This is a genomic window from Halosimplex marinum, from assembly GCF_051414075.1.
Taxonomy (GTDB): domain Archaea; phylum Halobacteriota; class Halobacteria; order Halobacteriales; family Haloarculaceae; genus Halosimplex; species Halosimplex marinum.
In genome coordinates, this window is the sequence record NZ_JBLKNY010000007.1 from 189,052 (window position 1) to 212,413 (window position 23,362).

At 69.2% G+C, this 23,362-nt stretch carries 21 protein-coding genes; 14 read left to right on the forward strand and 7 right to left on the reverse strand.

Annotated elements, in window-relative coordinates; translation table 11 throughout:
- Positions 1-45: 45 nt before the first annotated feature.
- From ACMGFI_RS19530 to ACMGFI_RS19550, 5 genes are all read left to right on the forward strand, one after another.
- Positions 46-2,271 carry a CDC48 family AAA ATPase gene (locus ACMGFI_RS19530; RefSeq protein ID WP_436911867.1) on the forward strand — a complete coding sequence of 742 codons (2,226 nt, stop codon included), beginning with the start codon at positions 46-48 and terminating at the stop codon, positions 2,269-2,271.
- A gap of 781 nt (positions 2,272-3,052) precedes the next feature.
- On the forward strand, positions 3,053-3,508 hold the full coding sequence (locus tag ACMGFI_RS19535; protein WP_436911869.1) for a hypothetical protein: 456 nt from the start codon (positions 3,053-3,055) through the stop codon (positions 3,506-3,508).
- Positions 3,509-3,639: 131 nt separating this feature from the next.
- Complete coding sequence (locus tag ACMGFI_RS19540; RefSeq protein ID WP_436911871.1) at positions 3,640-3,981, forward strand: DUF6176 family protein; 342 nt, start codon at positions 3,640-3,642, stop codon at positions 3,979-3,981.
- A gap of 413 nt (positions 3,982-4,394) precedes the next feature.
- Complete coding sequence (locus ACMGFI_RS19545; RefSeq protein ID WP_436911966.1) at positions 4,395-5,159, forward strand: DNA-directed RNA polymerase subunit epsilon; 765 nt, start codon at positions 4,395-4,397, stop codon at positions 5,157-5,159.
- Between the two features lie 120 nt (positions 5,160-5,279).
- A complete protein-coding gene (locus ACMGFI_RS19550; RefSeq protein ID WP_436911872.1) occupies positions 5,280-5,429 on the forward strand; it encodes a DUF7557 family protein in 150 nt (49 codons plus the stop codon).
- Positions 5,430-5,522: 93 nt separating this feature from the next.
- Here ACMGFI_RS19550 and ACMGFI_RS19555 read toward each other — a convergent pair whose 3' ends face one another.
- Positions 5,523-6,665 (reverse strand): CBS domain-containing protein, encoded by a 1,143-nt coding sequence (locus ACMGFI_RS19555; RefSeq protein WP_436911873.1) that lies wholly within the window; start codon positions 6,663-6,665, stop codon positions 5,523-5,525.
- Between the two features lie 442 nt (positions 6,666-7,107).
- On the opposite strand from ACMGFI_RS19555, the gene ACMGFI_RS19560 reads away from it, so the two are divergent.
- Positions 7,108-7,596 carry an HTH domain-containing protein gene (locus ACMGFI_RS19560; protein WP_436911876.1) on the forward strand — a complete coding sequence of 163 codons (489 nt, stop codon included), beginning with the start codon at positions 7,108-7,110 and terminating at the stop codon, positions 7,594-7,596.
- A 114-nt stretch (positions 7,597-7,710) separates the two neighbouring features.
- Complete coding sequence (locus ACMGFI_RS19565) at positions 7,711-7,905, forward strand: hypothetical protein (protein ID WP_436911878.1); 195 nt, start codon at positions 7,711-7,713, stop codon at positions 7,903-7,905.
- Between the two features lie 32 nt (positions 7,906-7,937).
- Here the strand turns inward: ACMGFI_RS19565 and ACMGFI_RS19570 are convergent, their stop codons facing one another.
- Together ACMGFI_RS19570 and hisF are read right to left on the reverse strand one after the other, a co-directional pair.
- A complete protein-coding gene (locus tag ACMGFI_RS19570; protein WP_436911880.1) occupies positions 7,938-8,834 on the reverse strand; it encodes a spore germination YkwD domain-containing protein in 897 nt (298 codons plus the stop codon).
- Between the two features lies 1 nt (position 8,835).
- Positions 8,836-9,651, reverse strand: a complete 816-nt coding sequence (gene hisF, locus ACMGFI_RS19575; RefSeq protein ID WP_436911881.1) for an imidazole glycerol phosphate synthase subunit HisF — start codon at positions 9,649-9,651, stop codon at positions 8,836-8,838.
- A 166-nt stretch (positions 9,652-9,817) separates the two neighbouring features.
- Between hisF and ACMGFI_RS19580 the strand changes: the two genes are divergently transcribed.
- The 4 genes from ACMGFI_RS19580 (at position 9,818) to ACMGFI_RS19595 (ending at position 15,987) form a co-directional block, all read left to right on the forward strand.
- The gene (locus tag ACMGFI_RS19580) at positions 9,818-10,237 is read left to right on the forward strand and encodes a DUF6789 family protein (RefSeq protein WP_436911883.1); all 420 of its coding nucleotides are present in this window, start codon (positions 9,818-9,820) and stop codon (positions 10,235-10,237) included.
- A 108-nt stretch (positions 10,238-10,345) separates the two neighbouring features.
- Positions 10,346-13,060, forward strand: a complete 2,715-nt coding sequence (gene coxB / locus ACMGFI_RS19585; protein ID WP_436911885.1) for a cytochrome c oxidase subunit II — start codon at positions 10,346-10,348, stop codon at positions 13,058-13,060.
- A gap of 60 nt (positions 13,061-13,120) precedes the next feature.
- Positions 13,121-15,691 carry a beta-mannosidase gene (locus tag ACMGFI_RS19590; protein ID WP_436911886.1) on the forward strand — a complete coding sequence of 857 codons (2,571 nt, stop codon included), beginning with the start codon at positions 13,121-13,123 and terminating at the stop codon, positions 15,689-15,691.
- 89 nt (positions 15,692-15,780) lie between these two features.
- Positions 15,781-15,987 carry a DUF7550 family protein gene (locus ACMGFI_RS19595; RefSeq protein WP_436911888.1) on the forward strand — a complete coding sequence of 69 codons (207 nt, stop codon included), beginning with the start codon at positions 15,781-15,783 and terminating at the stop codon, positions 15,985-15,987.
- A 9-nt stretch (positions 15,988-15,996) separates the two neighbouring features.
- On the opposite strand, the gene ACMGFI_RS19600 is transcribed toward ACMGFI_RS19595, so the two are convergent.
- The gene (locus ACMGFI_RS19600) at positions 15,997-16,590 is read right to left on the reverse strand and encodes a YbhB/YbcL family Raf kinase inhibitor-like protein (RefSeq protein ID WP_436911889.1); all 594 of its coding nucleotides are present in this window, start codon (positions 16,588-16,590) and stop codon (positions 15,997-15,999) included.
- 132 nt (positions 16,591-16,722) lie between these two features.
- On the opposite strand from ACMGFI_RS19600, the gene ACMGFI_RS19605 reads away from it, so the two are divergent.
- Both ACMGFI_RS19605 and ACMGFI_RS19610 read left to right on the forward strand, forming a co-directional pair.
- Positions 16,723-17,913 carry a hypothetical protein gene (locus tag ACMGFI_RS19605; RefSeq protein WP_436911891.1) on the forward strand — a complete coding sequence of 397 codons (1,191 nt, stop codon included), beginning with the start codon at positions 16,723-16,725 and terminating at the stop codon, positions 17,911-17,913.
- Between the two features lie 110 nt (positions 17,914-18,023).
- Positions 18,024-18,242 (forward strand): hypothetical protein, encoded by a 219-nt coding sequence (locus ACMGFI_RS19610; RefSeq protein ID WP_436911894.1) that lies wholly within the window; start codon positions 18,024-18,026, stop codon positions 18,240-18,242.
- 53 nt (positions 18,243-18,295) lie between these two features.
- On the opposite strand, the gene purL is transcribed toward ACMGFI_RS19610, so the two are convergent.
- Positions 18,296-20,455: a phosphoribosylformylglycinamidine synthase subunit PurL gene (gene purL, locus ACMGFI_RS19615; protein ID WP_436911896.1), complete on the reverse strand. Its 2,160-nt coding sequence runs from the start codon at positions 20,453-20,455 to the stop codon at positions 18,296-18,298.
- 119 nt (positions 20,456-20,574) lie between these two features.
- Positions 20,575-21,438, reverse strand: coding sequence for a universal stress protein (locus ACMGFI_RS19620; RefSeq protein WP_436911899.1), 864 nt, complete (start codon positions 21,436-21,438; stop codon positions 20,575-20,577).
- A gap of 252 nt (positions 21,439-21,690) precedes the next feature.
- Here ACMGFI_RS19620 and ACMGFI_RS19625 point away from each other — a divergent pair, with 252 nt between their 5' ends.
- Positions 21,691-22,866: a multicopper oxidase domain-containing protein gene (locus ACMGFI_RS19625; RefSeq protein WP_436911900.1), complete on the forward strand. Its 1,176-nt coding sequence runs from the start codon at positions 21,691-21,693 to the stop codon at positions 22,864-22,866.
- Positions 22,867-22,996: 130 nt separating this feature from the next.
- Here ACMGFI_RS19625 and ACMGFI_RS19630 read toward each other — a convergent pair whose 3' ends face one another.
- A complete protein-coding gene (locus ACMGFI_RS19630) occupies positions 22,997-23,305 on the reverse strand; it encodes a hypothetical protein (RefSeq protein WP_436911902.1) in 309 nt (102 codons plus the stop codon).
- Between the last annotated feature and the right edge of the window lie 57 nt (positions 23,306-23,362).

Sequence of the window (23,362 nt, forward strand, 5' to 3'; positions counted from 1 at the left end):
GCATATCCGCGGGGGTACCCGAGTGAGACACACTCCCACTCACCTATGAACGAAGTGCAACTAGAAGTGGCGAAAGCGTACCCGAACGACTCGGGGCGCGGCATCGCCCGGCTGGATCCCGACACGCTCCTCCACCTCAAGCTCTCTCCCGGCGACATCATCGAGATCGAGGGCAGCGAGGTGACCGCCGCGAAGGTCTGGCGCGCGGACCGCCAGGACTGGAATACTGATACTGTTCGCATCGACGGGTTCACGCGCCAGAACGCCGACGTGGGGATCGGCGAGCGCGTCGAGATCCGCAAGGCCGACGCCGAGAAGGCCGACAAGCTCGTCCTCGCGCCGCCCGAGGAGGCGTCGGTCCAGTTCGGCTCCGACGCCGCCGGCATGGTCAAGCGACAGATCCTCAAGCGGCCGGTCGTCGAGCGCGACATCGTCCCGGTCATGTCCTCGACGAACCACCCGTTCATGCGCTCGCCCGGCCAGGCCATCCCCCTGATCGCCGTCGAGACCGAACCCGAAGGCGTCTGTCTCATCACCGAGGACACCGAGGTCGAACTCCGCGAGGAGCCCATCTCCGGGTTCGAGAAGACCGGCGGCGGGATCACCTACGAGGACATCGGCGGCCTGCAAAACGAGATCCAGCGCGTCCGTGAGATGGTCGAGCTCCCGATGAAACACCCCCAGATCTTCAAGAAGCTCGGCATCGAGCCGCCCCAGGGGGTTCTGCTCCACGGCCCGCCGGGCACCGGCAAGACCCTGCTCGCCAAGGCCGTCGCCAACGAGACCTCCGCGAGTTTCTTCTCTATCGCCGGTCCGGAGATCATCTCGAAGTACTACGGGGAGTCCGAACAACAGCTCAGGGAGATCTTCGAGGACGCCAGCGAGGAGGCGCCCTCGATCATCTTCATCGACGAACTCGACTCCATCGCGCCCAAGCGCGAGGACGTGACCGGCGAGGTCGAACGCCGCGTCGTCGCGCAACTCCTGACGATGATGGACGGCCTCGAATCCCGCGGCCAGGTCATCGTCATCGCCGCGACCAACCGCGTCGACAGCGTCGACCCCGCGCTTCGCCGGCCGGGCCGGTTCGACCGCGAGATCGAGATCGGCGTCCCCGACGAGATGGGTAGGGAAGAAATCCTCCAGATCCACACCCGCGGGATGCCGCTGTCCGACGACGTGGCGCTCGGTCGCCTCGCCGACGAGACCCACGGCTTCGTCGGCGCCGACATCGAGAGCCTCACGAAGGAGGCCGCGATGAAGGCCCTGCGGCGGTACCTCCCCGAGATCGACTTAGACGAGGAGGACATCCCGCCGAGCCTCATCGACCGGATGATAATCAAGCGCGAGGACTTCCGCGGCGCCCTCAACGAGGTGAGTCCGAGCGCCATGCGGGAGGTCCTCGTGGAACTGCCGAAGGTCTCCTGGGACGACGTGGGCGGCCTCGAAGAGGCCAAGGGCAAGGTCCAGGAGTCCGTCGAGTGGCCGCTGAACAAGCCCGAGAAGTTCCAGCGGATGGGGATCGATCCGCCGTCGGGCGTCCTGCTGTACGGCCCGCCGGGCACCGGCAAGACGCTGATGGCCAAGGCCGTCGCCAACGAGACCGACGCCAACTTCATCAGCGTGCGCGGCCCGCAACTCCTCTCGAAGTGGGTCGGGGAAAGCGAGAAGGCCATCCGGCAGACGTTCCGGAAGGCCAAGCAGGTGGCGCCCACCGTCATCTTCTTCGACGAGCTGGACTCGCTGGCGCCCGGCCGCGGCGGCGACGTGGGCAGTAACGTCTCCGAGCGCGTCGTCAACCAACTGCTGACGGAGCTCGACGGGCTGGAGGACATGGAGGACGTGATGGTCATCGGCGCGACCAACCGCCCGGACATGATCGACCCCGCGCTCATCCGCTCGGGTCGGTTCGACCGCCTCGTGATGATCGGCGAGCCCGACACCGAGGGCCGCGAGCAGATCCTCCGCATCCACACGGAGGACCAGCCCCTCTCGCCCGACGTGAGCCTGCGCGAGCTCGCGGAGATCACCGAGGGCTACGTCGGTTCCGACCTCGAATCGATCGGCCGCGAGGCCGCCATCGAGGCGCTGCGCGAGGACGAGGACGCCGAGGTCGTCGAGATGAGCCACTTCCGGCAGGCGCTGGACAACGTCCGGCCGACCATCACCGACGACATCCGCGACTACTACGAGCAGATGGAAGACGAGTTCCAGAGCGGCGGTCAGAGCCGGCAGGGCCCCCGCTCGGGCGGCCGCATCGGGTTCCAGTAGAGCCCATTTTTTCGGAGGGCTCCCTCGGTCGCTGCGCTCCCTGCGGGAACCCTCTCGCAAAAACCTGTGGATACACTGCCGGACGACTCGTTCACTCCGCTCGCTGGCGCCCGATATCTGCGGGAGCGAGCCCCGCGTCGGATGCTTAAGGTGACGGCTGTTGCAGTGAGTGATTGCGGTGCGGTCGGCGCGCGCTGTCGAGCGTGCCCGCCTCCTGGCGGGCCGCTCGAAACAGTCGCGCGAGGGATGAGCACCGCACGCCGCAGGCGCGCGGAGCGCAATCGGCTGGGGAGGTGTGTGGCTGTCTGCGGTGCTGTCGCGGTGTCGTGCGGTCGCGGTGCCGTGCTGTGCGGTCCCTGGTGGACTGAAAGGGCGAGGCGCGCTCGCGTTTATGCAGTCGTCTGCGTCGGCACTATCCGCGCGAGTGCTGTGCGGTGCGGTTGCTCGACGCGCGGATATCCGACTCAGCGACCGCGAGCGCGCCGAGGGCTTTCAGCGCTCACCGTCGAGTGCGGTCGCGGTCGCCACTATCTCGTTCACAACTTGATCAGCAGAAACCACTGCTCAACTCGCGTTACGGACTGAGCACCCCCCTCACGAACCCCATCTTTCCTTTAAGTAGCTCTCGTCACAACGGTTTATAGTAAGAGGAGTTCTGGAGGGATCCGTTGTCGTCCAGCGGACGCTCCGTCCCCGGGTAGTCGATGGGAAACGGTGTGACACCCGTCCGTGGTTGTTTCAGGCCAGCGAACATTTCACCCGTCGTCCCACATGTGCCGATATGGCCGTGACCAGACGGGCCCTCCTCCGAGGGACGTTCGTTGTCGGGGCGACCGGGCTCGCCGGTTGCGACGCGCGGCGGGACGCGGACGACACCTTCGACGGACTGGCACGCGTCGAACTCGCCAACTACGATACTGCCCCACATACACTCGACGTGACGATTTCGAACGGTCCCGACGGAGGGGAGGTGGTAGTGGAACGGACAGTGAGCCTGGGCCCTGCGACGGTCCGGACGGACGGTGAACGAACACCGACCGAGGAATGGGTGTCGGACGTACCGGAACGGACCGGGAAGTACCGATTGAAGTGGTCGATGGACGATGGAGCGCGGGAAACACACCTCACCGAGGATATCCAGGGCTGTATGGTGATCCGAGTGGAGATCACCAGGGACCGGGAAGTGGCCGTCTCTCTTGACGGGACGGTGGACTGCTACGGTCAGGACGCCGGCTGATATCGGTCCGATTCCCCCGGCCACTTCACGCTCCGAGGAGTTGCGGATCCTCGACTGATCGCCTGCGCACGTCATCGCCTCCCAACCGCCCCCAAACGGGAAGCGACTGCGAGCAACATCGTCGAGACGGAATGACCGATGTCGTGATGGTCAAACAGCGCGTGGAGGAGGGCAAAGTCGACCGGCTGAGAGAGTGGATGGCCGAGGTCCGCGACCGACGGGACGAGGCAGAAGCGACCCTTCGCGACGAGGGAATGCTGACCGAGTCGGCGTTCCTCGAACGCACCGACGACGGGCCGCATCTCGTCTACTACATGGAGGCCGAGGACATCGAGCGGGTCTGGGACCAGTACGAGGACTCCGACCACGATATCGACCGGGAACACGAGCAGGTCATGAGTGAAGTGCTGGCTGACGGCCGCGACGTGGGCGAGTACGAACGCCTCTATCACCTCACGAACCCGGAGCGCTGACGGCGTTCCTTTAAGTGGTTCTCGTCACAATGGTCTACAGTAAGAGGAGTTCTGCGGAGACCCGACATCGCCCAGCGGACGCTACGTCTCTCGCCGGCCGTCTGCGGACCAGTGCGACGCCCCTTTCTCCGGCTGCTCGTCGCGAGCGTTCCTTTAAGTCATTCTCGTCACAAGGGTCTCTAGTAAGAGGAGTTCTCGAGGGACTACGACCGGACAGCGGACGCGCGGTCCCCTTCACCGACTCGCATCAACCGCTCCGATCCGGTAACTCCGTTCTGACTCCGGCTGCCGACTCGTTCTTTAAGTGGTTCTCGTCACAACGGGATATAGTAAGAGGAAGCCGTCGGTTCTCCCCGATCTCGGCGACTGCCTAGCCGGAGCTTTCTATAGTGGCGAGGGCGAAGGCCGACGAGATGAACGGGGGACGCGACAGGGCCGACCACGGGCTCCGAGCCAGCGGCGAGCCGGTCGACCCGCGCGCGGAACGGGACGTGAGCACGCGGCCGGGCGACGGGTCGCTCGGACGCGTCGAGGCGGCGAAAGACGAGGCGTTCCGCCGATGGGACGTGACGACGCCGAGCGCGACGCTCATCGGGCGGCCCGAGAATCCGGGGGAGGACGTGAGCGAGAACCTCCGGCGGTTGCACGACGAGCAACACCCGGCGATGGCGGGCCACGCCGAGCGGATGCACCGGCTGGAGAAGGCCCGCATAACCCACGCCTTCTGCAACCGGCTGGCGCTGACGCCGTGGGAGCGCGACCGGGCGCTGGGGATCATGACCGACCTCGACCTGACCGTCTTCGGGAGCCAGCGGGCCATCCAGAAGGTCGCGCTGGTCGTGATCCGCCACGTCGTCGACGACGAGCGCCAGCGAGTGCTCGGGCTGCACGACCGGGAGTGGGTCGCCGAGCAGCCGCCCGAGTCGCTGGCCGACCTGCACGAGCGGTTCGACTCGATCAAGGACGACCCGCGCTACCGGACGCTCATGGACCTGGTCGGACTGGACGTGACGAGCGTCAACCGGCTCGACCGGACGCTGCAGGACCAGCTCGACGAGCAGGACCTGCGCGGGGCCGTGTTCGGACGCAACCCCCACCGGGACCCGAGCCTGCCGCAGATCCGCGACCGCGACCCCACCGAGGTGCCGCGCTCGGACGGCGACCCGACCGCGGAGTGAGGTCCGGAGCCGTCCTTCCATCGGCACCGCATCGAGGCCATCGGTGTCCGCACCGACACCCCTGTCGGTGCCCCCATCAGGTTCTTGCCGCTCGGCGTGCAATCGGTACGCAGAGCCCACATGACAACCGCAATCGAGATCGACGACGACCTCGCCGAGCGGATGGAGGCCCACCTCGAGGAGGACGAGTCGATGGCCGAGCTGGTCGAGGAGCTGGTCAACATGTACGAGACGGAGGGTGCGTTCCTCCAGGAAGGCTACTCGGAGTAACGTCGTCGGTCGGAGGGGGCGGCACCGACAGCGAGCGGGACGGACCGTCGTGACGGCGGGACGACGGTCCGTGGCGCGGTCGACGGTCCGGATCTACAGTTCGCCGAGCTTGCGGAGTAGCTGGCCGCGGTACTCCTCGTCGGCCTGGACGTCCTTGAGTTCGAGGACGTTCCGCTCCAGTTTGTCGAGGGCGACGCCGAACGCGGAGTCGGCGCCGTAGCCCTCGCCGGAGCCGGCGGCCTGGCCCTTGTTGGTCCGCAGGCGGATCTGCGAGCGGATCAGCGGCGTGCCCCGCAGCTTCTCCTTGTGCTCGTGGAAGCGGACGTGGGCGTGCTGGACCTGCATGTCCTGGTACTTGTCGGCGACGCGCTCGATACGCTTGCGGATGTCCTCGCGGCTGATCGTGTCGAGGAGCTTGATGTTGGTGATCTGCACGTCCATGTGCTCCTCCTCGGTGAAGGTGAGCGCGCGGAGCACGTCGGTCTTGGTGAGGATGCCCTCGACGACGCGGTCGTCGTCCTCGGGCGTGACCACCAGCCCGGCGTAGTCGTTGTCGAGCATGCGCTCGACGGCGTCGCGGACGGACTCGTCGAGGGTCGTGGTGGCGACGGGGCTGGACATCTCGTCGTAGACCGGGAGGTCGAGCACGCGCTCGATGTCGCCGGCGCGCTCGCCGCGGGTGGCCTTGTCCATGTCCCGGACGACGATGTCGACGATGTCGTGGCGGGTGACCATCCCCGAGAGGTGGCCGTCCTCGTCGAGCACGGGGAGCCGGGAGATGCCGTGTTCGCGGAGGAGGTTGATCGCCTGACCGACGTTGGTGTCCTCGTCGACGGTGACGACCTTCTCGGTGTAGATGTCCGAGACGGTGAGGGCGTCGAGGTTCTCGAGGACCGCCTGGAGGATCGCGTCCTCGGTGACGATCCCCCACAGGCGGTCGGCCTCGAAGACGGGGGCGACCTTGGTCCCGCCCTCGACGAGGACGCGGGCGACCTCGCGCACGTCGTCGGTGCGCTCGACCCGGGGGGCCGACTGCAGCATCGCGCTCGCCTTCGTGTTGTCTTCGACGTGAGACTGCACCAGCTGTTTCTGCGTGATGATCCCAGCGTACTCGCCGTCGTCGGTGACGATCAGGCCCTTGGGGTTCTCGCGCTCGAACTTCGACCGGACTTTCCCCAGGCGCTCGTCGACGTCGACCGCGACGTACTCGCTGGTGGCGATGTCAGCAATATCCATCTGGATCTCCCATCCCGGAAGTTCGACGCCGACGCTATTCAAACTTGGCGAACACTCCCACGAATCGACACGGCCACGCCTGCCCCGCAGCCATCGGTTCCCCTCACAGTCTCCCTCGATCCCGACTGCGAACTGCACCGACCGCGAACCGTTCTCCCGTCGGTACGGTGGGCTTACTCCGGCGACGATCAGTACCCGCACCGGAGAGCGGACCCGGCGGGTCTCTCCGGCCAGCCCGGCGACGCGAGTTCGACAGTAGTCGAATAATATTACGACTTTAATCGAATCCATCGTTTCGCCGGAAATCCGAAAGGAGAACGGAACGGAAATTAACGTTCGTTCATCTACGGTGCCGAATGACCGGTATGACAAATACAAACATGGGTAAATCGGGAAAAACAGCAGAAGTTTTTTCATCTCCCCGCTCGCTGGTTCGGGTACGATGACGGGGACACGGCCGCGGATCGAACTGTACGTCCGGTCGCTGCTGCCGGACGGTGCGCACAACCGACAGGAGGCGGTCATCGACCGGCTCGAACGGCTCGACGCCGAGGACGAGATCGAGGGGTACTCGGTCATCGTCTGGGGCAAGCAGATCGCCCGCGACTCGGCGGGCGCCCGCACCGAGGAGGGCGAGTACATCCTCAACCGCGTCGCGGAGTTCAAGCAGTGGGCGCTGTCGAACAACGTCTCGCTGGAGTCGTTCTACCAGAAACACGACGTGGCCAACGACGCGACCGACGAGCCCCGCTCGGCCATCGTCCTCCCGGTGATGGGCCTGGCCGAGTACGAGGGCGAGGAACTGCGCCACGTCGCCCCCTGCACCGAGGGCGACGAGGTCCACACCATCATGGACCGGCTCGACCGCCTCGAACGCGGCGAACCGACCGCAGTCGAGGGGTCCGGCGACGTATCGATCCTCTCGGACTGACCCGTTCCCCCGTCACTTCTCCGCCCGTCTCCCGGCGAGCCGTCGGAGTTCCGTCCCGGCCCTGCGATCGCAAGGCCGGTCTCCATTGCGCGAGCGACCCACCTTCCGGTACCAATGGCAACGCGAACCGCCGGTACGTTCGGCAAGCTCAGCATCGTCTCGACGCTCGTGGACGCGGCCGTGGCGTTCGCCCGCGGGCGCAGAAAGAGCGGCCTCCTGCTCGTCGTCGCCGCGGCGCTGTCCTCGCGGATCCCCGGACTGGGGACGCTGACCTCGGTCGCGCTCCGGGTCGCGCGACGGGTCCGATAACGTCCGCCGGTCCGGGCAGGTGCGACCGCCGCTCAGCAGACGAACACGGTCGCGTAGACGCGCCCCTCGGGGCCGGCGTGCACGTCGACCCCCACCAGTTCGGATTCGCCCCCTGCGAGGCCGCCGGCCTCGGCGGCGTAACCGTCGACCAGCGCGCCGCCCAGGGCGTCCGGCGAGTCGAGGGCGGCGTCGTCCCCGGAGAACGACCGGGCCAGGGGCGTGATCCGTTCGACCTCCCCGCCGCAGGCGCCGTCGAGGGCTCGCCCGAGTCGCTCGCCGCTCGGTATCGAACCGGTCCCGGCCGATTCGCTGACCCACCCCTGGTTGTACAGCCGCGCCGCGTCGGCCACGTTCTCGTCGCGCTCGTACTCGGACAGGCCCGCCTCGGCCCGTCGGTCGTTCAACTCGGCGACGAACGCCGCCTCGGTCTCGCCGAGGTCGACGCCCCGGTACTCCCCGGCGCTGCCGGGCACGCTGTCCATCCCCGGGAGCGTGACCACGCCAAGCAGCGCGAGCACGAGGACGGCTCCGGCAACGAGTGCGAGGACCAGCCCGGCGACGTAGCGGGCGCTCAACAGGTCGAGATAGGAGGTGCCCGCCAGCTCCTCGGCGTAGTCGGCCTCGTCGGGGATCGTCCGCTCCAGCGTGGTGTTGCCACAGCGGCTACAGGGCGGCGAGTTCTTCTGATGGACCCGCCCGCACTCCGGACACACCCACACGGGCTCGCGCTCGTGGTCGGGGTCCTCGGGCGCGACCGGGACGACGGCCTTCTCGAACTTGTGGTGGCCGCAGTTGTCGCAGGGCGGGTCGTTGCGCTCGTGGGGCTTGTCGCACCACGCGCAGCGCCACTTCGCCGAACCGCCGGTGTCTGTGTCGGGCCCGGACGCCCCGGTCGCGCCGTCCCCGCCCTCGCTGTCGCCGCCGCTCATCTTACAGCCTGACGGGCACGTCGCGGTCGTCCAGGTACCGTTTCACCTCGTCGATGGAGTACTCGTCGAAGTGGAAGATCGACGCCGCCAGCGCCGCGTCCGCGCCGGCCTCGGTGAACACCTCGTGGGCGTCCTCCGGGCCGCCACAGCCCGACGAGGCGATGACCGGCGTCGAGACGGCGTCGCAGACCGCCCGCGTCAGCGGGATGTCGTAACCGTCCTTCGTCCCGTCGGCGTCGATGGAGTTGACGAACAGTTCGCCCGCCCCGCGCTCCTCCGCTTCCTCGGCCCACGACACCACGTCGACGCCCGTCCCCTCGCGGCCGCCCTTGACCGTGCACTCGAACCAGCAGGACTCGCCGTCGACCTCGACGTAGTGTTCGCCCTCCTCGTCGAAGCGTCGGCGGGCGTCGACGCTGATGACGATGCACTGGTTGCCGAACGCGCGGGCGCCCTCCGTGATGAGCTCCGGCCGCTCCAGCGCGCCGGTGTTGATCGACACCTTGTCCGCGCCCGCCCGGAGCGTCTCCTTGACGTCCTCGCGGGTCCGGATCCCGCCACCGACGGTCAGCGGGATGAACACCTCGTCGGCCACCTGCGAGACGGTGTCGAGCATCGTCTCGCGGCCCTCCGCGCTGGCCGTGATGTCGAGGAAGACGAACTCGTCGGCGCCGGCCTCGTTGTACTTCCTGGCCATCTCGACGGGGTCGCCCGTGTACGCCAGGTCCTCGAAGTTCACCCCGGTGTAGACGGCCGCCTCCCCGTCGTCGTCCAGGTCAACGTCGATACAGGGGATGATCCGCTTCGTCAGAGCCATCGATACCTACGCCTCGGGCGGCGAGTGGCAAAAGGTATCCGCCTTTCCGGACGAGTCGCCCCCGCCCCGACTCCCGGCACCGGCGGACAGTTGCGAACCCGACCGGCGGAGCCAGCGGCGGTATCCGGGGCATACTTTTGGGCCGGATCCGCGAACCGCCGACGGAATGAACCGGGCAGTCAGCGCGGTCGTCGCCGGTGTGGTCGCCACGATGGTCATGTCGGCGGCGCTGGCGATCTTCGAGGTCCAGACCCGCTACGCGATCGGGATCTTCGGCGCTATCGCCCGGTTCGTCCGGATGCCCGAGAGCCTCTTCGTCGGCTTCGTCGTCTACGCGCTGGTCGGCACCGTCGCCTGGCCGCTTTTGTTCGTGAGCCTGAAGCGGTACGTCCCGCTCGACCTGGACCCCGCGGTCGCGGGGATGCTGTTCGCACTGCCGCTGTGGGTCGCTTTCGCCGTCGTCGGCCGCGGCGACGTCACCGGCGCGATCGTCGTCCTCTTCGTCGGGTTCACGCTGATCGCCCACCTCGTCTACGGGTTCGTCCTCGGTGCGGTGTACGCGAGTCTCTCGGACGAATACGCGTAGGGAGAGGCTACACCGCCCGCTCGGCGAGTAAGTCCGTCCGACCGCGCGATGCGCGACGTATACTTTTGGCTCGGCTATCGCAACAGCCGACAGCTACCCACCGCGCTCATGTCCGGACTCCTCGCCGCCCTCGCCGTCGTAGCTCCCTGCATCCTCGTCGCAGCGGTCTGGTACCGAACCGACCCCTTCGCGCGCCCCCGTGAGCAGCGGGCCGAGCCGATCGACGGCGGCCGGACCGACGACGCCACCCCAACCCCAACCACCGACGGCGGGACCGTGCGCGCGAAGCCGCTCGGCCCGCGCCGCTGGCTGACGACCGTCGACCACCGCGACGTGGGCCTGCTCTATCTCGCCTTCGGAACTATCGCCGGCCTCTGGGGCGGGATGGACGCGATGATGATGCGGACGGAGTTGCTGACGCCCACGGTCTCGGTCTGGAACGCCGAGACGTACAACGCCCTCTTCACCACCCACGGCATCACGATGCTGTTTTTCTTCGCCGCGCCGGTGTTCGCCGGCATCGCCAACTACGTCATCCCGCTGCTGATCGGCGCCGACGACATGGCGTTCCCGCGGATCAACGCCCTCGCCTTCTGGCTGTTGCCCCCCGCGCTGCTGCTCGCCCGCGCCGGCATCGTCACCGAACTCGTCGGCAAGACACTCGAAGGCGCGCTCGGGCTCGTCCCGCCGAGCGTCCTCGCCTGGTTCGGTGGCCCGGGCGCCGTCGTCGACCCGCTCCTCCTGCTGGAGCCGCCCGGTGTCGGCTGGACGATGTACACGCCGCTGTCGATCCAGAGTCCCAACGAACAGATCAACCTGCTGTTGCTCGGCCTGCACCTCAGCGGCGTCGCGACCACCCTCGGCGCGATCAACTTCATCGCGACCATCGTCACCGAGCGCGGGCCCGAGGTCTCGTGGGCCGACCTCGATCTCTTCTCGTGGAACATCCTCACCCAGTCGGGGATCATCCTGTTCGCCTTCCCCCTGCTGGGCAGCGCGATGGTCATGCTACTGCTCGACCGCACCGTCGGGACGACCTTCTTCACCGTCGACGGCGGCGGGCCCATCCTGTGGCAACACCTGTTCTGGTTCTTCGGCCACCCCGAGGTGTACATCCTCGTGCTCCCCGCGTTCGGCCTGGTCAGCTACATCCTCCCGAAGTTCGCCGGGCGGGAGCTGTTCGGCTTCCGCTTCGTCGTCTACTCCACGCTCGCGATCGGCGTCCTTTCCTTCGGCGTCTGGGCCCACCACATGTTCGCGACCGGCATCGACCCGCGGGTCCGCGCGAGTTTCATGGCCGTCTCCATCGCCATCGCCGTCCCGAGCGCCGTCAAGACGTTCAACTGGCTCGCGACGGTCTGGAACGGTCGGGTCCGGCTCACCGCGCCGATGCTGTTCTGTCTCGGCGGCCTCGCGCTGTTCGTCGTCGGCGGCATCACCGGCGTCTTCCTCGCCTCCGTCCCGGTGGACCTGCTCGTCCACGACACCTACTACGTCGTCGGCCACTTCCACCTCATCGTCATGGGGGTCATCCCCTTCAGCATGTTCGCGGCCTGTTACTACTGGTTCCCGCTCATCACGGGCCGGTGGTACAACCGCCCCGTCGCCGTCGCACAGGCCGTCCTGCTGACGGTCGGCTCGGCGGTCACCTTCCTCCCGATGCTCGTCACCGGGATGGACGGCCTCCCCAGGCGCTACGCCACCTACCCCGAGGCGTTCGCCTTCCTCAACCAGGTGTCCTCGGCCGGCGCGTACCTGGTCGGCCTCGCCGCCGTCCTCTGGCTGTTCAACATGGTGCAGTCCTACCGCGTCGGCCCGCCGGTCACCGACGACGACGCCTGGAACCTCGCCGAGACCGACCAGCGCGCCCGCGAGTGGCACCATCCCTCCGGTCGCCCGACGCAACGAGCGCCCGCGGTCCGCGATCCTGCAACGGAGGGCGACGGGACCGAAGCAGACACCGGCGGCGGCGCGCCGACCGACGAGACGCCGGCCGAACCGGACCGCCCGAGCGCCCTCGACCGCTCGACCCGCGACGAGCAGATCGGCGGGCGGGGGCCGCTCCGACTGGTCGCCGCGGTGACGGTCGCCATCGCCGTCCTCGTCGTCGCCGGCCGCCTGCTGTTCCCACTCGACGGCTTCGACTCGACGACGGAGGCGCTGATCCGGACGCTCAACCGGCGGCTGTTGCTGGTGGCCGTCCCGCTGGCCCTGCTGGTCGAGGGTGTGCTCGTCTATGCGGTGGTCCGGTTCCGCGGCGGCGTCGCGCTCCGGACGCCCGAGAACAAGCCCCTGGAGATCGGCTGGACGGTCGCCACCGCGTTCGTGCTCCTGTTCGTCGCCGTCGTCTCCTACCAGGTGCTCGGCTCCCCGTTCGTCGCCGCGGCGCCGGAACCCGAGCGCGAGCGGCCCGCCGACGCCGTCGAGATCGAGATCGTCGCCGAGCAGTTCGACTACGGCGTCCGCTACCCGGCGGCCAACGCATCCGTCGCCGACGCCGACGTGATATACGCGCCCACCGACCGGCCGGTGTACTTCGAGGTGACCGCCGAGGACGTGTTGCACTCCGTCCACGTCCCGGCCCTGGGGCTCAAGCAGGACGCCTTCCCCGGTCAGTGGAACCAGATCCGCACGCGCCTGCTCGACACCGGGGAGTACCGCCTCTACTGCGCGGAGTTCTGCGGCGTCGGCCACTCGCGGATGCGGACGACTCTCAGCGTCGTCTCGCCCGACGAGTACCGCGACCGGGTCGACGCGATCGCCGCGGGGAACGCCTCCGCCGCGGTCGCGAAGACCAGTCCCCCGTCCGCTCGGGCCGGGTGAGTCGCCGGACCGACGTTCCGGGGACGGCAGGGTTTTACTGACGGCTGGCGAGTCCCGGATATGCAGAAACGTTCACTCGCTGGCGAGTGGCAGTTTCGACAGCGAGACGGCGGCGAGTGGCGGACGGGGTCGGTGCCGGGCGGCGTCTACACGGATCTCCTGAATCTCGACGCGATCCCCGACCCGTTCGTCGAAGACAACGAACTCGACGTGCAGTGGGTCGGGAAGTCCGACTGGACCTACCGCCGCACGTTCTCGGTCGACGAGCGCCTGCTCGACCACGACCGACTCCTCCTGCAGTGCGACGGCCTCGACACCGTCGCCACCGTCTCGGTCAACGACCAGATCGTCGGCGAGTCGGTCAACATGCACGTCGGCCACGAGTTCGACGTGTCCGACGCCCTCGTTCCCGGCGAGAACGAGATCGCCGTCGCCTTCCGCTCGCCCGTCGAGTACGGGCAGGAGCGAGCCGCCGAGTACCCCTACGAGGTGCCGGCTATTCGGTACCCCGTCGACCAGCCCGGACGGCCCTTCATCCGGAAGGCCCAGTGTCACTACGGCTGGGACTGGGGCCCCTGCCTCCCGACGGTAGGCATCTACCGCGACATCGCCGTCGTCGGCTACTCCGAGCCTCGCGTGCGCTACACCAAGACCGAACAGGACCACCCGGGCGAGGGGATCGACCTGACCGTTCGCGCCGGCATCGACGCCCCCAGTGCCGGCACCTGCGACCTGACCGTCGACGTGGCCGACACCGTCGTCACCGAGTCCGTCGACCTCGACCCCGGCGAACAGGAGGTCGAGTTGACGGTCCCGGTCGACGCGGACTCGGTCGAGCTGTGGTGGCCCAACGGCTACGGCGACCAGCCGCTGTACGACCTGGACGTGACCGTCGGGCCGGGCGGCGACGCCGGGGTCGCCGCCGGGGGAGCGGGACACACCCACGCCGACCGCGTCGGCTTCCGCGAGGTCGACCTGGTCGTCGAACCGGACGAGGCGGGCACCTCCTTCTACTTCGAGGTCAACGGCGAACCCGTCTACGCGAAGGGGGCCAACACCATCCCGACCTCGCCGTTCTACGGCGACGTGACCGAGGAGCGCTACGAGCACCTGGTCCGCAGCGCCGCCGACGCCAACATGAACATGCTCAGAGTGTGGGGCGGCGGTTACTACGAGGAAGACACCTTCTACGACCTCTGCGACGAGTACGGCATCCTCGTCTGGCAGGACTTCATGTTCTCCTGCTCGCTGCACCCCGCCGACGACGACTTTCTCGACACCGTCGAGGAGGAAGTTCGCTACCAGGTCCGCAGGCTCGCGAATCACCCCTCTATCGCGCTGTGGTGTGCCAACAACGAGAACGAGGAGGCCGCCCAGAACTGGTTCGTCGAGCACGACCACCACGCCGAGCACCTCGACGACTACCGCAAGCTCTACGAGGAGACGGTCGGTCCGGCCTGCCGCGAGGAGGACCCTTCGCGGACCTACTGGCCGGGCTCGCCGTCCAGCGGCCCGGACGAACTCGAACCGTACGTCTTCGAGAAGGGCGACATCCACTACTGGGACGTGTGGCACCGGGGCCAGCCCTTCGAGGACTACCTGACCACCGAACCGCGGTTCGTCTCCGAGTTCGGCTACCAGTCGTTCCCCTCCACCGATTCCCTCAGAACCGTCCTCGACGAGGCGGACTTCAACCCCACCTCGCCGATGATGGAACACCACCAGCGCAACCCCGACGGCAACACGACCATCCTCCGCCGGATGGCCGACTACTTCCGGATCCCCTTCGACTTCGACGATTTCGTCTACCTCTCGCAACTGTTGCAGGCCGAGGCGATGTCGACGGCCATCGAGCACTGGCGCCGGCGCAAGCCCACCACCATGGGCGCGCTGTACTGGCAGCTCAACGACCTGTGGCCCGTCGCGTCGTGGTCCTCGGTCGAGTACGACGGCAAGTGGAAGGCCCAGCAGTACGCCGCCCGCCGGCAGTTCGCGCCCGTCCTCCTCTCCTTCCACCCCTCCTTCGAGGGGCGCGACGGCGTCGACAACGCCCAGGCCGAGGACCCCGACGAGGCCGACTGGGGCGACGTGACCGCTCAGACCCTGTGGGTGACCAGCGACGAGACCGACCCGCTGTCGGGCGAAGCCGCCCTCGAAGTCGTCACCTTCGACGGGGAACTCGTCCGCGAGGAGACGGTCGCGGTGGACGTCGACGCCCACGAGAGCGCCGAACTGGCGACCGTCGACCGCGACGACCTGCCCGAGAGCGTCGGCCCGTCCGACGTGATGGTCCGCGCGACGTTCGAAGGCGACCGCGACGGCGGAACAATCCCGGACTCGTACCCCGCCACCGCCTTCTTCGAGGACTACAAGCGCCTGGATCTGCCCGAGACCGAACTCGAAGTCGAAGTCGACGGCGCGGACGTGACGGTCGCGACTGAGGAAGCGGCGCTGTTCGTCGAACTCGACCCCGGCACGATACCGGGCGCGTTCTCGGACAACTACGTCCACCTCGCGCCCGGCGAGGAGCGGACGCTCACCTTCGACGCCTACGACGGCCGCCGCGACGCGCTCGTCGAGGCGGAGCTCGAAGACGAACTCTCGGTGCGGCACCTCCGGGAGACGTGCTGACCGAGGTCCGAAACCGGAGCGGGGGCGAGAGGAACTGGGCACCGAGCCGTTCCGACACGCTAAGGTGGCCCCCGGCTGAATCGGCGTCCATGGTCGACGAACACGAGGACGCGGCGCACGGACACGAGGACCGCCCGGACTACGACCCCGCGGACAAGGACCTCCCGGCGCGGGAGCCGCCGCTGCGCTCGACGGCACCGCAGAGCGACTACACCGGCCGCGACGTGGGCGTCGGCGTCGCCGTCACCCTCGTCGGGCTCGTCGTCACGTTCGTTCTCCCGCTCGCGCTGGTCTGACGCGACTTCTCAGCGGTCGGACCGGGTGACCATCGTCGGGTCCGACAGCGGCCGCGTGTACTCGACGGTGAACCGGCGGCTCGCGAGGACGGCGTTGCCGACCGCTTCGCTCGCGGCGTCGTGGGTCGCGCCGCCCTCGACGCCGAGGCGCTCCGAGAGCGCGTACACCTGAAAGCGGTAGGTGAACGGTTCGCCCCCGGGCGGGCAGGGCGGGCTGTATCCGACCTCGCCGCCCTCGGGCCGGCCCTGCCGCGCGCCGCCGAGCGACTCGACGACCGACTCGCCCGGGAGCGCGGCGGGGATCCGGTCGCGGTCGGGCGGGACGTTCCACAGCGTCCAGAAGGTCCTGTCGGTGATCGGCCCCTGGTTGAACGACGCCGTCGCGGCGAACCCCGCTGTCGGCTCCGGCGCGCTCTCGACGGCGAACGGCGGGGAGACCCCCTCGCCGTCGCAGGTGAACCGCGTCGGGAGCGCTTCGTCGGTGGCTATCGCCGGGCTCGACACGCGGAACGGTCGCGGCGTCTCGTCCCCGGACGCGCCACAGCCCGCGAGGCCGATGGTAGTCCCGCCGGCGAGCGTCGCGAGGAGGTCCCGACGGCGCATAGCGGACCTGGGGCCGACCGCGTAATCGGGGCTTCGATCGACGCCGCGTGAGCGGTCCATCCGGTCGCTTCCGTCGACGCGACGGAGCCGGCGGGCCCCAAGCTTATGCCGGACGGTCGACTACTCTCTTGCATGTGCGCTTCCCTCCAGCGACAGCCCTCGGCCGGCTGGCCGATAGCCGCCGAGTACGCCGCGCTCGCGGCGGTGCTGGCCGGACTCGTCGTCGTCAGGGTCGGCGTCGGCTACGGCACAGGGGCGCTCCGCTCGGTCACGGGGATTCTCAGGGTGCCGCTGGTGGTGACCGTCGCGTACAGCGCGGTCGCGCTCGCCGCACTCGGGGCGGGCTTCGTCGCGCTCACGGCCGGACGCGGGGGGCGCCTGGACGGCGACGAACTGGTGCAGGCGGGCCTGGCCGCGGCGGCGCTGGTGGTCGTCGCCGTCTACCTCGCGATCGGACGCCCGGCGGTCGGCGTCTCCGCGGAACCGGTCGTCCGGTCGGCCGGCTACTCGGTCGCCGTCGGTCTCCTCGCCGTGGGGTACGCCCGCGTCGCCGACCTCGAGGTCCCGACGGCGCCGCCGACCCGCGACGGCTGGCTCGCGACCGGCCTCGCGGTCGTCGCCGTCGCCGTCGTCGTCGCGCTCGCGACGGTCGGGGCGACGGCGGCCGGGTGGCTCGACGGCCCGTTCGCCGCGTTCCGGTACGGGGCGGCGCCGTCCGCCCTCTCGTTCGTGCTCGGGACGGTCGTCCCAGCGACGATCACGGCGGTCGGGACCGCCCTGCTGTTCAACGGCGCCGTCCAGGCGGCGTTCCGTCGCCATCGGTCGCCGGCCGCCGCCGTCGGTGCGGTCACGCTGCTGGCGTTCGGCGCCGACTGGGTCGGCGCCGCCGTCCCGGCCGCGCTCTCACCGGCACTCGGTCCGGTTCCCGCCTCCGTCCGCTGGCTCGTCGTCCTCGCGGCGATGGTACTCGCCGTCGTGGCCGTGCTGGCCGCCGCGGTCGCGTGCGGCCGCCTCTGGGACGAACGGGACGCGCTCTCGGACTCCGGCCGACCGGCACTGGCCGCCGCCGGCGCCGGCGCGGCGGTGGGTGCCGTCGTCGCAGTCGTCGGATACGCGTTCGTCGGGCTCAGCCCGGGACCCGCCGCGGTCAGCTACGCGGTCGCCGTCGGCGCCGCCGCGCTCGCCTCCGAACGCGCCCGGACGGTCTGGGCACCGGCCGCCGTCTACGCGGCCCACGGCGTCGCGATACAGCTCGCGCCCTACTACGCCCTCTCGGGCGGCCCGGGTAACGGGGCGGCGACGGTTCTTCTGACACTCGCCTGAGGGTCGCACGCTTCGAACCCGTAACGTGACACTCCCTGACACGCACCCCGACGCGTAACTGCAGGAACACCCATCCCCGTCGCCGACCGACGTTCGATGGGAGAGATAGAATGCCACTACTGAAACGGATCACCCGGTTGTTCGGCGAGGAGGGGGAGAACGAGGACGGAGCGACCGGCCGAGCGACCGCGGACCGGGGGAGTGGGGACGGGTCGCCGGCGGAACCGAGCCACGTCTGTCAGAGCTGCGGGAAGGAGTACTTCGCGGATCCGACGATGGACATCAACACCTGTCAGAACTGCGGCGGCATCAAGGTCGAACGGGTCTGACCGACCGCCCGCCGAGGGCGGCGAGCGTGACGCGGTACCCGTTCGTCCCGCGGTCAGTCCAGTTCCCGCTCGATCACGTCGCGCAGGTCGGCGATCTCGGCGGCGTCGTAGGACAGATCGGCGTCCGCAAGCGCCACGTCGAGAGTCCCGGAGTCGTCGGCCGTCCCGAGGTCGTAGACGGGCGCGACGCCGTCGAAGGCCTCGCGGACCGCGCTCGCGTCGGTCGTCTCGACGACGACGCGGCCGGCCTGCTCGCCGAACAGCAGCGCCGCGGGCGAGCCCTTCGACGGGGCGTCGAGGCCGACGCTCGCGCCGGCGTCGTCGGTGACCATCTCGGCGAGGGTCACCGCGAGGCCGCCGTGGCTCACGTCGTGAGTGGCCAGCGTCGCGTCGTCGTTCGCCACGTCGACCAGCGTGTCGACGAACGCGTCGGGGTTGGCCAGCGACTCGGGGAACCGGTCCGTCCCGCCGAACTGCGCGAGGTACTCCGAGCCGCCGAGCCGCGGTTCGGCGTCGCCCTCCAGCGAGCGCGCGCCGACCAGCAGGAGGTCGCCCTCGCCGGCCAGCGAGTGCGGCGGCGCTTCGTAGCCGTCCTTGACGCCGACCAGGGCGAGCGTCGGCGTCGGCGGGATCGGGCCGGCCGCCGAGTCGTTGTACAGCGAGACGTTCCCGCCGAGGACGGGCACGTCGAGCGTCGAGCACATCTCCGCCAGCCCGTCGACGATCCCCTTGAACCCGCCGTACACGTCGGGTTTCTCGGGGTTGCCGCCGTTGAGGCAGTCGACCGCGGCGTGGGGGGTCGCGCCCTTCGCTGCGACGTTGGTGGCGTTCTCCAGCGCGACCGCCCGGGCGCCCTCGTAGGGCGCGGCCGCCGTCCAGTTGGGGTCGGCGCCCGAGGAGAAGGCCAGGCCCGTTTCGGCCTCTCTGATCGCCAGCACGGCGGCGTCGTCGCCCGGCCGGGTGGCGGTGCGGACCTGCACCTCGTGGTCGTACTGCCGGTAGACCCACTCCTTCGAGGCCGTGTTCGGACTGCCGACGACGGCCTCGAACGCCCCCGTCAGGTCGACGCCCTCCGGGAGGTCCCGCTCCTGTTCCGCCGGTTCCTCGGCGGGCAGGTCGTTGTACGGCGCGCCGTCGCCGAGGAACGCCGCGGGCGCGTCGACGACGGTCTCGCCCTCGAACGTGCAGACGTAATTGCCGTCCGTGACCTCGCCGATGACTGAGGCGCCCAGATCGTAGCGGTCGGCGATCGCCTTCACGCGGTCGACGTTCTCCGGGCGGACCTCGTAGCACATCCGCTCCTGGCTCTCCGCGAGCAGGTACTCCATGGCGTTCATGTTCGGCTCGCGCTCGTGGACGTTCGTCAGCTCGATGTTCGCCCCGAGGCCGCCCTTGGCGACCATCTCGGAGGACGCCCCGCCCAGGCCCGCGGCGCCCAGATCGCGGGCCGATTCGATCAGGCCCTCGTCGATCAGCGCCTCGTTGGCCTCGATCAGGAGTTTCTCGGTGTAGGGGTCGCCGACCTGGACCGCCGGGCGGTCCTCGGTCTCGGCGTCCTCCGCGAGGTCCTCGCTGGCGAAGGAGGCCCCGCCCAGGCCGTCGCGGCCGGTCGAGTTGCCGACGAGCAGCAGCTTGTTCCCGGGTTCCTGTGCCTCCGCGGTGACCAGCCGCTCGGGGTCGTCGATGAGTCCGACGCAGGCGACGTTCACGAGCGGGTTGCCCTCGTAGTCGTCGTGGAACGCCGTCGAGCCGGCGACCGTGGGGACGCCGATGCAGTTGCCGTAGTGGGAGATACCCTCGACGACACCCTCGAAGAGGTAGCGGGAGTGCTCGCGGTCGAAGTCACCGAAATAGAGGGAGTCCGCGAGCGCGATGGGGTAGGCACCCATCGAGAGCGTGTCGCGGACGATGCCGCCGACGCCGGTGGCCGCGCCGTCGAACGGGTCGACGTAGGAGGGGTGGTTGTGGCTCTCGATGCCCATCGTGATGTACGTCTCGTCGCCGTCCGACGGGATGGAGACGACGCCGGCGTCGTCGCCGGGGCCGACGACGACCCGGTCGCCCTCGCTGTCGAAGGCGCTCAACAGCGGCCACGACGAGCGGTAGGCGCAGTGCTCGCTCCAGAGGTTCTCGAACAGCGCGGCCTCGGCCCGGGTGGGCTCCCGGCCCAGTTCCTCGACCACGAGCTCGTGGTCGGCGTCGGACAGACTCATTACCGGACGGTCGCTCCCGGCCGGCTAAATCGCTTTCCATGCGGGCCCGGACGCCCGCGCCCCTCCGGGGCCGGAGCGGTCGGTTGCCCTGGCCGACCGTCGTTCCCGCCGGAGGTCGTCTACTCCCCGGACGCCCGGACGGACAGCACCGGAACGGACGCCGAGCGCATCAGGTTCTCGGTGACGCTGCCGAGGATGCGCTTGTCGAGGCCCGTCCGGCCGTGGGTGCCGACTACGACCAGGTCGACCCCGTGGTCGTCGACGTACCCGTTGAGCCGGTCGACCACGTCGCCCTCCTCGACGGCCGTCTCGACGGCGACGCCGCGCTCCTCGGCGCGCTCCCTGGCCGGTGCGAGCGCCGCCGCGTCGCGCTGCTCGCGGGCCTCGTCGATCTGCGAGGAGCCGATGTCGATGCCCAGGACGTTCGAGTCGAGGACCGAGACGACGTGGAGGGTCCCCCCCGCGGCCTCGGCGATGTCCAGCCCCTCGTCGACGGCCGCCGCCGAGCCCTCGCTGCCGTCGGTGCCGACGAGCAGCGACTCGGGCGGGTACTCGGGGTCGCTCTCCGGCGGGACGACCAGCACGGGGACCGTGGTGTTGCGGACGACCCGCTCGGTGACGCTCCCGAGGATGATCCGCTCGATGTCGCGGCTCCCGCGCGTGCCCATCACGACGAGGTCGATCCCCCTGTTGTCGACGTACTCGCAGATAGTCTCGGAGGGACCGCCCTGGATCACCTCGTCGACGGTGTCGACCCCGACGTTGCGGGCGCGGGCGGCCGCGTCCTCGACGATCTTTTGCCCTTCGCCCTCCAGCACGTCCGTGACCTGTCCCTGGATGTTGGCGAGGCTGTGCTGGTTCGTGTCGGCCACGTACAGCACGTGCAGCGTCGCGTCGTGGGCGTCGGCCGCGGCGATGGCCGCGTCGAGGGCTGCTTCCGCCGCGTCGCTCCCGTCCGTCGGGAAGAGGATGTCGTCGTACATATCCCCCTCTCCACGGGCCAGCCTCAAAAGCGCTGTCTGCGACTCGGCCGAGTGTCCGCCCCGGACGGCGAGGGCCCGACACGCGACCGACCGGGAGGCGCCCGCGAACCGAACTTGTTCGCCTCTGAGAGGTGCCGCGAACCAGTTCGGGTCCGTTTATAACTCATTGATCCCCGATGCTGGGGGCTGTTTTCAGACCGCGGGAATCCCCTTGCCGGGCTTTATGGGATGGCTCCCAACTCCGAGTTGAGCATGACCGACAACATCGGTGCGCCCGGAACGGACATGTCGCGTCGCGAGTTCGCCAAGGCCGCCGCCGGCACGACCGGCTTCATGGCGCTGTCCGGCTGTCAGGCCGCCCCCGCCGAAGAGGGCGGCGTCACGGTCTCGGAGGTCGAACCGGGGAGCGGTTCCACGCCCGCACAGACGACCAACCCGGCGGACCTGCCCAAGACCTCGCCGCCGGAGGTCGTCAACGTCGACGAGCAGGGCAACCAGGTCACCCTGCGGAGCGTCCCGTCCTACCACGAGGTCCACCCGCTGGAGAACATGGGCGGCCCCGTCGACCTGCCGGCCACCTGGGCGTTCCAGGCCGACGACCGCGAACCCTCCGTCCCGGGGCCGATCCTCCGGACGACCGAGGGCGAGGACATGGAGGTGACGCTGGACAACACCGACGGCAAGCGACCGCACACCGTCCACTTCCACGGCGTCCGCAAGAACTGGGAGGACGACGGCGTCCCGACGACGACCGGGATCACGGTCCCCCCGGGCGAGAGCCACACCTACGAGATCCCCGCTAACGTCCCGGGCACCCACCTCTACCACTGCCACTACCAGACTCACCGCCACATCGACATGGGGATGTACGGCTTCTTCCGGGTCGACCCGGAGGGCTACGAGGAGGCCGACCAGGAGCTGTTCATGACGCTCAAGGACTGGGACAGCGACCTCAACAAGCAGATGGCCGGGATGGACGCCTCCTACTCGCCGCGCCAGCGCAACCCCGACGTGTTCACGATCAACGGCAAGTCCGCGCCCCGGACGCTCCACCCCGAGGACGGCTCGCCCGTCATCGTCGAGCAGGGCGACACCGTCCGCATCCACTTCGCCAACAACGGGTACATGATGCACCCGATGCACACGCACAACCACCGCTTCGAAGTCGTCGAGAAGGACGGCTCGCCCGTCCCCGAGGCGGCCCGCTACAAGGAGGACGTGCTCAACATCGCGCCGGCCGAGCGCAAGACCGTCGAGTTCGAGGCCGACGCCGACCCGGGCATCTACCTCATGCACTGCCACAAGGTGTTCCACGCGATGAACGGCAACTCCTACCCCGGCGGCATGGTCGGCGCCATCGTGTACAAGGAGGCGATGGACTCCGACATCTTCGCCCAGCTCATGGAGTACGCCGGCTACGAGGGCTGACCATCCACGGCCGGCCCCACCGCTCCCGAACCCGGAACCGAAATCCACCGGGTCCAGACCCCGACCCCACTGCCGTCAGGCATCCCGAACCCGAACCCCGCCGTCTTTCTCCCCCGCTGTCTCCTGGCTCCTACTCCACGACGTACGACTGAAGGTCACCCCGAGTCTGCACGTCGACGAACCGGTAGCGGCGGCCGTCGGCGAGGTCGCCGGCGAAGTCGGCGTCGGCGGCGCCCTCGACCTCGTAGACCTCGTCGGCCTCCCGCAGGTCGTGGTCGTGTAGCGTCTCCCGCACCGCCTCGGGGAGCCGCCTCTCCGGCGGGACCTCGACGACGAACAGGCGGTCGGTGAAGCTCTTGGCCGTCCAGGCGTCGACGACGCCCTCGCGGTCGGCCACCCGCTCGGCGAGCGCCGACAGGGCGGCGGCTCTGTCGCTCATACCCTTGGCTCGACCCGCGGCCGGAAACGGACGGTCCCGAACGAGTTCGCCAGTCCC

Coding starts and splice junctions, on each gene's coding strand:
- ACMGFI_RS19630 (WP_436911902.1), bottom strand. CDS start 23,305: ATGAGCGACAGAGCCGCCGCCCTGTCGGCGCTCGCCGAGCGGGTGGCC.
- ACMGFI_RS19535 (WP_436911869.1), top strand. CDS start 3,053: ATGGCCGTGACCAGACGGGCCCTCCTCCGAGGGACGTTCGTTGTCGGG.
- ACMGFI_RS19620 (WP_436911899.1), bottom strand. CDS start 21,438: ATGTACGACGACATCCTCTTCCCGACGGACGGGAGCGACGCGGCGGAA.
- ACMGFI_RS19595 (WP_436911888.1), top strand. CDS start 15,781: ATGGTCGACGAACACGAGGACGCGGCGCACGGACACGAGGACCGCCCG.
- ACMGFI_RS19550 (WP_436911872.1), top strand. CDS start 5,280: ATGACAACCGCAATCGAGATCGACGACGACCTCGCCGAGCGGATGGAG.
- ACMGFI_RS19560 (WP_436911876.1), top strand. CDS start 7,108: ATGACGGGGACACGGCCGCGGATCGAACTGTACGTCCGGTCGCTGCTG.
- ACMGFI_RS19530 (WP_436911867.1), top strand. CDS start 46: ATGAACGAAGTGCAACTAGAAGTGGCGAAAGCGTACCCGAACGACTCG.
- ACMGFI_RS19565 (WP_436911878.1), top strand. CDS start 7,711: ATGGCAACGCGAACCGCCGGTACGTTCGGCAAGCTCAGCATCGTCTCG.
- purL (WP_436911896.1), bottom strand. CDS start 20,455: ATGAGTCTGTCCGACGCCGACCACGAGCTCGTGGTCGAGGAACTGGGC.
- ACMGFI_RS19580 (WP_436911883.1), top strand. CDS start 9,818: ATGAACCGGGCAGTCAGCGCGGTCGTCGCCGGTGTGGTCGCCACGATG.
- ACMGFI_RS19545 (WP_436911966.1), top strand. CDS start 4,395: ATGAACGGGGGACGCGACAGGGCCGACCACGGGCTCCGAGCCAGCGGC.
- ACMGFI_RS19605 (WP_436911891.1), top strand. CDS start 16,723: ATGTGCGCTTCCCTCCAGCGACAGCCCTCGGCCGGCTGGCCGATAGCC.
- ACMGFI_RS19600 (WP_436911889.1), bottom strand. CDS start 16,590: ATGCGCCGTCGGGACCTCCTCGCGACGCTCGCCGGCGGGACTACCATC.
- ACMGFI_RS19610 (WP_436911894.1), top strand. CDS start 18,024: ATGCCACTACTGAAACGGATCACCCGGTTGTTCGGCGAGGAGGGGGAG.
- ACMGFI_RS19540 (WP_436911871.1), top strand. CDS start 3,640: ATGACCGATGTCGTGATGGTCAAACAGCGCGTGGAGGAGGGCAAAGTC.
- hisF (WP_436911881.1), bottom strand. CDS start 9,651: ATGGCTCTGACGAAGCGGATCATCCCCTGTATCGACGTTGACCTGGAC.
- ACMGFI_RS19625 (WP_436911900.1), top strand. CDS start 21,691: ATGACCGACAACATCGGTGCGCCCGGAACGGACATGTCGCGTCGCGAG.
- ACMGFI_RS19570 (WP_436911880.1), bottom strand. CDS start 8,834: ATGAGCGGCGGCGACAGCGAGGGCGGGGACGGCGCGACCGGGGCGTCC.
- ACMGFI_RS19555 (WP_436911873.1), bottom strand. CDS start 6,665: ATGGATATTGCTGACATCGCCACCAGCGAGTACGTCGCGGTCGACGTC.
- coxB (WP_436911885.1), top strand. CDS start 10,346: ATGTCCGGACTCCTCGCCGCCCTCGCCGTCGTAGCTCCCTGCATCCTC.
- ACMGFI_RS19590 (WP_436911886.1), top strand. CDS start 13,121: ATGCAGAAACGTTCACTCGCTGGCGAGTGGCAGTTTCGACAGCGAGAC.